Source organism: Hyalangium sp. (genome assembly GCF_035629615.1).
GTDB lineage: Bacteria > Myxococcota > Myxococcia > Myxococcales > Myxococcaceae > Hyalangium.
Genome location: NZ_DASPHO010000272.1, coordinates 1 through 9,883, shown reverse-complemented (window position 1 = coordinate 9,883; position 9,883 = coordinate 1). Strand labels below are relative to the sequence as shown.

The following is a 9,883-nucleotide window of genomic DNA, read 5'->3' as shown; positions in this document are numbered from 1 at the left end:
TCCCCGGCGCTCCGCCCGCTGGCGCGCCAGTCCCCCACCCGCTTCTTCCACTCCTCGATGTCTGCCATGCGCCCCACCTTGCGCGCTCTTGTTCAGCTCATCCAGACGGGGCTCATGCAGCGGATACTCGGAAAGTGGCGGGCCGGTAGAGCCGTTGGAGTAGGGCGCTCCCAAGGGGAAGCCTAACGTTTGTGACACAGTAGGATTAGTTCTACTGTGTCATAAAAGTATGGTTTCCCTCGGAGAACGGCGTGCCAGCAGAGGCGCTGGGGCAAGGCGTTCCCAAGGGGAAGGCAGACGTTTATGACACAGTAGGATTAGAGCCGCAGTCCCACACGCCTACTCCTCGATCATGCGAGTGCGGGACCAACCGGATCCTCACCACAACTGGGGCTGAACCCCTGGCTTTCCGGCCGTGAGGATCAAGGAATGGGGTGTGCCGAGATGGCACCGGCCAGCCCTTGGAGGGGCGCACCCTTTCCGATAAGGGTAAAGGGCGCCCAGGAATACGGGTGTGGATACTTCTGACGCAGGGTCTGCATCGCTGTACGGAGTGCCTCGGCGCGCCCCTGCCCGGCTAGGAGATTGACGTAGTATCTCTCCATCAACTCGCGCGCGCTCTCATCATTGACTTTCCATAGGCTGGTCACCAGGGACTCGGCTCCAGCGGTCATCAGCGCACGGCGCAGTCCGTAGACGCCCTGGCCGAGCTTGATGTCGCCACGGCCGGTGTCGCAGGCCGATAGCACCACCAACTGAGTGCCCCACAGGTTGAGTCCCGCAAGTTCGAGTGCTGTGACAAGCGAATCCTCGCGGTGGAGTGGATCGGATTGTACCTGCTGGAAGCTCGCGCCTGCGAGGACCAAACCAGAGCGCAGCAGTGGGTCGGGTAGGAGCGAACTGGCAGCATCCTCGCGAAGGAAGCCGTGGGTGGCAATGTGGAGGATGCCAGGCGTGGTCAGCGTCAGCAGGGCGTATTTGGTGGCGGCGGGACCCAAGAGCAACTGAGCTTGAGGCAGCAGCTGGTGGATGGTTTCGGCCTCCTTTTGCGTGGCGGGCAGCGGTAGATAGGGAGAGTCCGCCTCTGGCGCGAAACGCGAGAAGAAGTATTCCAGGGAGACCGAGCGCTCGGCGGGAACGAGCGCTGCCCGAGTGGCCATAGGGGGAGCGACAGGGGGAGAGTCGAAATCAGGGTTGGCGATAACCACTACGGAAGTAGCAGGGGAGATGTCCTCGGAACGGGGCAACAGGTCCTTGCCTGAGGTGAGATAGGTTATGTCTAAGGAATCCACCAAGAAGCGGTTACCATCGTGGAGCGCAGCGAAAGGAACGAGGTTGAGTTGGCCGTCGGGCGAGAGGAACAGGCGTTTGACCTGGCCCAAGTGCGACAGCAGAGGGCGGAAGGCGAGTTTGTAGAGGGCTTGGGCGGCGGGTTGATAGGAGGCGGATTTGCGTGCGAGCGCGCCATGCAGGTGCAGGGCGGCGGTGTCGATGGGTTCAGCAGGGCCGAGGTCGATGGCGTCGGTGCGACCATCGGCGAAGAGCAGGAGGGCGAGGTAACGCTGGGGGAGCGGGCTCTGCGAGGCAGGAGAGCCCGGCTTGGGGACGAGCGGGCTGTCGCGGTAGGCGATGAACTCAATGAGCACGCCATTCTCGGGTAGGGTCTTGGCGACTTGGTCGATGACTTCGTCCGGAGAAGGTAGTGCGGAGAGCGCACGCAGCGGCGCCGAGCGTCTGGAGAGGTCCTCCTCAATGGCATTGGCCTTGTCGGTGAGTTCCTTGATGTGCTGCTGGTAGTCTGCGGGCGAGAGGGCGCGAAGGCCTGCGAGCGACAGCGCGGAGAACTGGGTGCGCAGGGCGCGCAAGCGCTCGAAGGCCTCTCGATCGGCCGAGTCTAGGCTGCGAAAGATGATGCGAGAAGCTTCTGCAATTTCTCCGACAGAGCGGCCCTTGCGAAGGAGAGCGGCAGAGAGGGCGAGGTAACGAATGTGGGTATCATCTGGGCGGGAGCGGGCGAGAGAGTAGAGACGGTCCTCGTCTGCGCGCAGGACGTGCAGGAGGCTAGCCAAGCGCTCCTCTGAGAAACTGAAGACTTCTTGGCGCAGGTGCTGCTCGGAGATCGCGAAGGCTCGCGTGAAGAGCGGCAGAGCCTCAACAAGGTTCTGTTGAGCTAAGTGGAGTTGGGCAAAGGTGTTAAGCGAAACGGCAACATCTGGATGGTTTTTGCCCAGGGAGGCTTCCTGAATTGAGAGCGCACGCTTATACAGCGGCTCAGCCCGAGCGTAGAGCTCTTGTTCCGTGTAGAAAAGAGCGAGGCTGTTGAGCGAGAGAGCAACGGCTGGATGGTTCTTGCCGAGAGCGGCTTCCCGAATCGCCAGTGCACGCTCAAATAGCGGCTCGGCCCGATCATAGAGCCCCTGATCTTTGTAGAGGAGAGCAAGGCTGTTGAGAGAGGAGGCAACGTGAGGATGGTCCTTGCCGAGAGCGGCTTCCCAAATGGCAAGAGCACGCTCTAACAGTGCTTCAATCCGAGTATAGGGCTTCTGATTAGAGTAGAGTAAGAGTATGGCGAGGTTGTGGAGGGAAATGGCAATGTCTGGATGGTTCGTGCCAAGGGCGGCCTCCTGAATCGAGAGCGCACGCTCATACAGCGGTTCGGCCCGAGCGTAGAGCCCCTGTTCCTTGTAGAGGAGGGCAAGGTTGTTAAGCGAGAGGGCAACGAGGGGATGGTGCTTGCCGAGGGCGGCTTCCAAAATCCTGAGCGCACGCTCGTGCAATGGCTCGGCTCGAGCATAGAGCCCCTGATCCCTGTAAAGGTCAGCGAGATTGTTGAGCGTCTGGGCAAGGAGAGGATGGTGCTTGCCAAGAGCGGCTTCGTCAATCGCAAGCGCACGTTCAAAGAGCGTCGCAGCCTGAGCATAGCGCCCTTGTTGCTGGTAGAGGACGGCGAGATTGCTGAGCGGGGCAGCGACGGTGGGATGGCTCTTGCCGAGGGCGACTTCCCGAATCGCCAGCGCACGCTCATATAGAGGCTCGGCCTGAGCATAGAGCCCCTGAGCAGAGTAGAGGTTGCCGAGGCTGTTGAGTGAGTGGGCAACATCGGGATGGTGCTTGCCGAGGGCGACTTCCCGAATCGCTAGCGCGCGCTCATACAGCGGTTCAGCCCGAACGTGGAGTCCCTGATCAAGGTAGAGGTTGGCGAGGTCGTTGAGGGATGTAGCAACATCGGGATGGTGCTTGCCAAGGGAGACTTCCCGAATCGCCAGCGCGCGCTGGAGGGGTGGTTCGGCGCGCGCATAGCCTCCCTGTAGTCGATGAACATCACCGAGAAAGTTGAGGCAACTGGCGACTTCCAGATGCGTCTCCCCCAAGATGGATTCCCGCAGTTGCAGCGCACGCTCGGCCAGCGGCACTGCCTCCGCATACTTCCCCGCTTTCTCCAAGGCCTGGGCCTCCTCGAAGAGCTTCTTGGCCTCCACCAAGCGTGAGTGAGCTGGCAACGGAGCAACCGTTGCGCATGCTGCACACCCCAAGACGATGAGCGCTATGGCCGTTGCTGCTCGCTGCATGTTCACCTCATGGCTCGTATGAGGAGCGGCTTGTACGCCATGCGGTTCCTCACGGGCGGCAGTCTCTCCTCTGTACACAGGGGCAGGAAGCCAGCCCTTTATGCAAGGTTTTTGTTTGTGCTCATTCCATCACTTACTCAATGCCGTCGGCGATGCCGCCTCGGCCTTGGGCAATGCCGTCAAGAAGGTCTGGAAGTCCATTTTCGGCTAATGAGGTTCTATTCCCAGGTGTACTCACCGCTACGGCTGCACGCCGAACCCGCCTGGCGCATGGCCACAACCCGCCACCTCTTAACTTTGAAATACGTTCTAAAAAGGTCTCCGCATAATCCGTCACCGACCTGCCCCCTTATCGGTAAGGAGCGCATGACCCCGTAGTAGCGACAGGTCCGGCTCTCCATGTTCAGACCGCCTACCCGTGCGCATCGTGCCTCTTGCGTCGCGGGTGGACTTTTCAAGGAAGAGGAGACCGCTCATGCGTCAGTTGTCGTGGATGTTGTCGGGTGCCCTGGGATTGCTGCTGGTGGGCTGTGGAGGTGTCGAGCAGCAGGGCATGGAGGAGAAGGAGCGGGGAAATTCGACCATGGGCAGGCGGGGGGATGCGCTCGTCACGGACCCGCTCGGCTCGGCCATAGGGACCGCCGTCGCCCAGGGGAACACGTGCGGCAGGCTGAACGAGGTGACGCCCACCTGCTCCTCCAGCACTGCCCCGGAGCACGCCTATACCTGGACGGCTCCGTCTACCGGCACCTTCACCTTCACGACGGCGGGCTCCGCCCTTGACAGCATCCTGCAGGTGAGTGACCCGGCCACCGGGAGTGTGCTCGGGTGCAACGACGACGCGGCCGCGGACACGTACCAGTCCTCGGTCGCCGTGAACCTCACCGCTGGCCAGCCGGTGGTCATCGTGGTGGACGGCTACCGCTCGCGCTGCGGTTCCTTCAAGCTGAACATCCACGGCATGTCCACGACCAAGCGCGGGCTGACCTGGGTGAAGGCCACCTCCGATAGTTGTGGGCAGACACGTGTCACCTGCGACTACTGCGACCCCTATGACGGTGACACCTTGTGCACGGAGTCCAGACCGCTGCTGTGCATCAGGCCGGACGGATCCTTGAACTGTGGTGAGCCCCCCGGCGCATACGATGGGTGGGCGGGCGGCACCGTCGCGCTCACGTCCTTCCTGGTGCGCGGCACCGACCTCACCTCCCAGGCTGCGGCTGACGCCATCTGCGCCAACACCTTCGGGGCGGGCTACCGGATGGCCGAGCACCACGATGGTGGCGGCTGGCAATGGCGGGCGAAGGGGAGCATCACCCCACTCTCCACTCCCGCCTCCACGCATCCCCGCGGCAGTACCTCCAACCTGCCCAACCGCTTCTGGGTGCGTATCAGCAACCAGCCGGGCAACTGCTGGGATTGACCGCGTCGCCTTGCCAGCTCGAGCAAGGGGCCTCCGGGGAGCACTTCCCGAAGGCCCCTCTTGCGTTCCGTCACGGGCCTGCTCATGAAAAACGCGCGCTCTGCATAACCCGCCGCCTTGGGGCCCCTTTTTGATGCCACGAGCGGCAACAGGCTCACTCAAGTGAAATGCAATAACCCCAAGAGGCTCTCATGAACGTGAAAAAGTGGTGCAGCACCTTCTTCATCCCCGCGTTGCTCGTCTTTGGCTGTGTGGGCGAGGGCGTGAGCCCCGCGAACCGCGTGGGGTCTGCGGCTGGGGTGGACGTCATCGAGGCTGCGGCGACGTCCGCGTCCTTCTCCGGCACGGTGCGCGATGAGCAGGGCGTCGCGCAGGCCGGTGCCAAGGTGGTCATCAATGGCATCTCCCGGACTACAGATACCTCTGGCCGGTACTTCATGTCGGTCTCGGCGTCCGCCAATGGCTACAACCTCACCATCCAGAAGAGCGGCTTCGCCCCGACGTCCCAATTCTACGCGGCCCCCGTCCGGACCAGCCTCTCGCACACCCTGCAGCGGGCCTACACCGCGACCATCAACCCGACCGTGGACAACACCGTCGTCTCGCCCGAGGGCGTGAGAGTGGCCCTGAGGGCCAACACGCTGGTCACCGCCAGCGGCACGCCGGCTGCGGGATCGGTCACGGTCACGGTCGCCAGCTATCACCCGCTGCGCATGCCCGGTGACTTCACGGCCTTGAACGCCTCGGGGCAGCAGGTGGCCATCGAGTCCGTGGGCGCCGTCTTCATCGGGGCCACGGATGGCAGTGGCCAAGCGCTCAGCCTGAAGGTGGGCTCCACCGCGACCGGTTTCATCCCCGTGCCCTCGCAGATCGGCAGCATGCCGTCCTGCGTCTTCGACGGGAGCTGTCGCTTGGCGATGTGGAAGTTCAATCAGTCCACTGGCAAGTGGGAGGAGCGGCCCGCCGCTAACATGCAGGTCAGCACGACGGGAACCAGCTTCACCATGCGAGGACCCACGAGCAGCGTCTCATCTCAGGCCCTCCCCGTCACCGCGCAGGCCATCTCCGAGGTTGACGGACTGGGCATCTGGAACGCGGATACCGAGATGGGGACGCCAGCGTGTACCATCATCGAATTCGTGGGCTTTCCGCCGGAGTGTTACGGCACGGGGGGGATCGTGCGGGTCAACGTGAAGTTGCCCAATGCGAACGGCGCCCTCGTGTCGAAGGGGGATACGATTTCCTCAAATTCCCCCTTTATCGCGCTCTACAACATTCGCCCGGACGTGAACCAGGAGGTTGGCATCACCTTCCCGGCAGGCGTTCCGGCGGCCTGTGCCAAGAACCTGGAGATCTCGTCCGACCCGCCTCCGCCTCCCACGGGCAACTTCCCCCTGTACTCGCCCACGGGTGGCGTCACCCAGTTCAACTCTGGTGCGCCCTGGGGGGGCACGGGTTGGCCGAGGGATACCGAGCCAGGAAACAACCTGATCGACTTCAACGACGTGGCGTTCGGCACCCATCCCTGCAATTCGCACGTGCAGTTCACAACGAGTCTGTAGCTCCGTAGGAAGCTCCGCGGTCCTGGGGAGCAATCTCTCCAGGACCGTGTCCGTGCCGCCCGCGCCCTGAAGGAAGATGCCGAGGGTGTCGGGACAGGCACCGTGCGCCTGCGTGCCGAAGCTACCTGAGGAGGATCGTTACCCGGCCAAGTGCATCACCCCGTACTTCTTCGCCGCCCTACGGGATGGGGGGCGCCCACTTCAAGGAACGGATCCTCATCTCTAAGCACTTCTCGCACGGGCACTTCGCGCGTGAGATGGAGCAGTTCCCGGCCAAGCTGAGCTTGGAGGAGCGGCTGGCAGCGCTGCCGCATGCCAAGCAGCTCTTTGCGCAGGGGCACCCTACCCAAGCCAGGGGCGAACACCGCACGCAGGAAGACGGTGAGGACGGCGTCCCCCCAAAGGAAAGGTGCGTCAGTCTCCCAACCAGTAGAGGTTGCGCCGGGTGCGCAGCACGTTCTCCAAGAACTCCGAGAAGGAACTGGCGACGGGGCCACAGTAATAAGGGTCCGGCCATGCCTCGTAGGATCCATCAATGAGGGGATAGCGGCCGTTCTCCTGGTGGCCGGTGTCCAGCACGACGTAGTTGCCATCCTGCACGTAGCAGATGGCATACATCGAAGCGGGCCCCCACTGGTCGTCATCGTCTCCACGGATGGCAACCCGGGCCCGGACGATCTCTGACAGTGGGAGGAGGCGGAACGGACAACCCGGCCGCCGCTTGATCAGCTCCGCTCCGTCACAGTGCGGGTAGAAGGCCCGCAGGTCCGGATCCAACCTCCAGCCCACTTGTTGCTCGAAGGCCTCGATCTGCTCGGGCGTGGCGGGAGGATACGGGAAGTGGTCGCGTGAGACCTCTTCCAGCAGGTGGCTCATGGGGGTGCGGCCATGATCAATTGTCCAGGTAGGGCAGATTGGGACCTAATGGATTCCAAGGGGCTCTGCCGTCGTAGCAGGCGGGGGACTGTCTGCTCAGGGGTTGCTCTTCTTCAACCAGAAGAAGCTCCCACCGCTGCGGAGGGCCCGCTCCAGGAACTCCTCGAAGGAGCGGGCGATCTGCTTGCAGTGCTTCGGGTTGGGCCACGCCTCATGCCACCCGTCCATGATGGGATACCGGCCGTCATCCTGCCGCCCCATGTCCACGAGGACGTAGTCGCCGTCTTGGAGATCGCAGATGGCGTACATTGAGGCGGGGCCGTCCTCGTCCTTGTCCTCTCCGAAGATGGCCACTCTGGCCCGGACGATCTCCGACAGCGGGAGGAAGCGATAGTTCGCGTCCGGCCTCCGCTTGAACAAGGTTCCCCCGTTGCAATGCAGATAAAAGGCCCGCAGATCGGGATCCAGCCGCCAGCCGACCCGCCGCTCGAACTCCTCGACCTCTTCGGGAGTGGCGGGAGGATTCGGGAAGTGATGGTGCGAGATCTCTTCGAGGAGGGGCTGGAGGGGCATGGGCTTCAATCCATGTAGGGCCGGTCGGGGCCAACAGTGCTCCACTGACTTCCGCCCTTGTAGCAGAGCGGGTACTGCTTATTGAGCACGTCATGCACGGTGCTTGGTGTAGGGAGGACGTTTCCCTCCGCAACGGGATCTCCTCCATGCAGAAGGTCACGGATGTGGTGCCCCGGATAGTTCGCGTCGCCGCTTTGCGGCCATCCACCAAACTCCTCCCCCCATTTCCGCCGGAAGGACTCCCGCTTGTTCGTCCACTGGTCGCGGAGCGAGGCCGTATCTTCCACTTCAGGGTAGTCACAGCAGCAGTGCGTGATGGCGTACCGCCCCCCGCCGTACGCGGGGAAGCCTAGATACCGGCCCTTCCAGTCCGTCTTGATATCGGCCACCCAGATACAACCCATGAGCTTGTGACCCTGCGATGCACACTTGCTCTGGCAGAGGTCCATCCACCGCTGATTGCACCGCCAGGGGCCGTAGTAGATGGTCGTCGTGATCTCGCCACCCCCAGGCCCCGGCACGGGCTTCCCTGTCCACTTCGCGGATGCGGGAACTGCCCCGGGTGAAGGTTCCGCTCCCTGCGCCGTTCCGCTGCCGACAAGGAATGCTACGGGGAGCAGCACGATGTAAAGCAGTCTCATGGAAGATCCCTTCGAGCCTGAGTCTCCTGATCAGAGCCTGGAGCCGAGGAGTACCAGCGTGATCTGACAGTTCCAGTGTGGCTTTGGCGTGAACGTGGTCCTGGTGGGATGGGACGCGCTGGAATCCGTCTACTCCGCCCCTCCTCCGGCCGTGTGGTTCTGGCCGGAAAACTTCCTCCCTCTGGCGGGATAAGGACTGGAGAGAAGGCTTCGACCCCGTACCTGTCACTGTACGGGCGAGGCGTGATCAGTCGGGCGGGAAGGGGGTGAACGCCATGCTGAGCGCCGTGAGGAAGCTGCTGGCCTCGACACTCACCCGAAAGATGATGGCGGCTGTCGTCTTAGCGCTGGCCGAGCATCTTCGGGACCGGGTGAGGCACGGGCAGTAGTGCCCGGGGAGGAGTTCCGCTGTGGATGTGGCGGGCCTCTTCTTGCCCTTGGAGAAGGCCGCATCGTCGAGGTGCGGCCCTCACCACTCACCCCAGGAGGAACTGCACGATGCACAAGGCCATCAGCTTGAGTGCGGAGATGGCGGAGATCAGGAACGCCGTCGAGGGGGCTCGCTTCCTCGCGATGAACTAGCGACAGGCGGCATGGAGGATCGGAAGCGCGAGCTTCAAGCCCCGCTCACCATCTCGGCCATCCTGGTCCTGGTGGAACTGCGGCTCCATCAGGTCGAGCGCGTGCTGCGGGGGGAAGAAGACCCACTGCTGCTGTGGGCACCGCACAACGATGTGTCCCCCATCCAAGCCGAGGATGAGGAGCACGACCTGGTGCTCCGTTCATGGAGCAAGCCAGGGGAGGATGAGGAGTCCTCGACCCCGAAGAAGGCACCGCCGCTCCCCGTGCAGGGCACGACCAGGAAGACTGACCCGTCACCGGAGACTTCACGGACTCAATCCGGTGACGGTGACGATCAGCCGCCTACCACGGAACCGAAGAGCTGAGTCTCCCCCATCCGGTATGTTCACCGGGCATTGAGGGAGGCAGGACGCGATCACTGGATCTTGGGACCAGCGTCCTGTTTCTTACCTCTCATGGCGGAACCTCGGGTGTGCAGCCCGGAGCACCAAGTCTGTTGCAGCGGTGGCCGGGAAGTTCCGTAGGTGGCCCCCGAGCGCAAGAAGTCCCGGGAGGCTGTGAACCCCTCGTGCGCGAGGAGCGAGAGGGCGAACACAGGGTACGGTCATCAGGAGGGAATGGCCGTAGGGCGTGTAGGTCCGAAGATGTCCCCTCCAG

At 63.0% G+C, this 9,883-nt stretch carries 7 protein-coding genes; 3 read left to right on the top strand and 4 right to left on the bottom strand.

Annotation, left to right across the window (positions count from 1 at the left end):
• Window positions 1-422 precede the first annotated feature (422 nt).
• Window positions 423-3,569 (bottom strand): CHAT domain-containing tetratricopeptide repeat protein, encoded by a 3,147-nt coding sequence (locus tag VD972_RS13770; RefSeq protein ID WP_324986549.1) that lies wholly within the window; start codon window positions 3,567-3,569, stop codon window positions 423-425.
• Window positions 3,570-4,044: 475 nt separating this feature from the next.
• Between VD972_RS13770 and VD972_RS13765 the strand changes: the two genes are divergently transcribed.
• Window positions 4,045-4,992: a hypothetical protein gene (locus VD972_RS13765; protein WP_324986547.1), complete on the top strand. Its 948-nt coding sequence runs from the start codon at window positions 4,045-4,047 to the stop codon at window positions 4,990-4,992.
• A gap of 191 nt (window positions 4,993-5,183) precedes the next feature.
• A complete protein-coding gene (locus VD972_RS13760) occupies window positions 5,184-6,554 on the top strand; it encodes a carboxypeptidase-like regulatory domain-containing protein (RefSeq protein ID WP_324986544.1) in 1,371 nt (456 codons plus the stop codon).
• A 414-nt stretch (window positions 6,555-6,968) separates the two neighbouring features.
• Here the strand turns inward: VD972_RS13760 and VD972_RS13755 are convergent, their stop codons facing one another.
• The 3 genes from VD972_RS13755 to VD972_RS13745 all read right to left on the bottom strand — a co-directional run bounded on the left by VD972_RS13755 (window position 6,969) and on the right by VD972_RS13745 (window position 8,644).
• Window positions 6,969-7,430 carry an SMI1/KNR4 family protein gene (locus VD972_RS13755; RefSeq protein WP_324986541.1) on the bottom strand — a complete coding sequence of 154 codons (462 nt, stop codon included), beginning with the start codon at window positions 7,428-7,430 and terminating at the stop codon, window positions 6,969-6,971.
• 96 nt (window positions 7,431-7,526) lie between these two features.
• Window positions 7,527-8,003 carry an SMI1/KNR4 family protein gene (locus VD972_RS13750; RefSeq protein ID WP_324986538.1) on the bottom strand — a complete coding sequence of 159 codons (477 nt, stop codon included), beginning with the start codon at window positions 8,001-8,003 and terminating at the stop codon, window positions 7,527-7,529.
• 5 nt (window positions 8,004-8,008) lie between these two features.
• Window positions 8,009-8,644 carry a hypothetical protein gene (locus VD972_RS13745; protein WP_324986535.1) on the bottom strand — a complete coding sequence of 212 codons (636 nt, stop codon included), beginning with the start codon at window positions 8,642-8,644 and terminating at the stop codon, window positions 8,009-8,011.
• Between the two features lie 593 nt (window positions 8,645-9,237).
• Here VD972_RS13745 and VD972_RS13740 point away from each other — a divergent pair.
• Window positions 9,238-9,591 (top strand): hypothetical protein, encoded by a 354-nt coding sequence (locus VD972_RS13740; protein ID WP_324986532.1) that lies wholly within the window; start codon window positions 9,238-9,240, stop codon window positions 9,589-9,591.
• The last annotated feature ends 292 nt before the right edge of the window (window positions 9,592-9,883 follow it).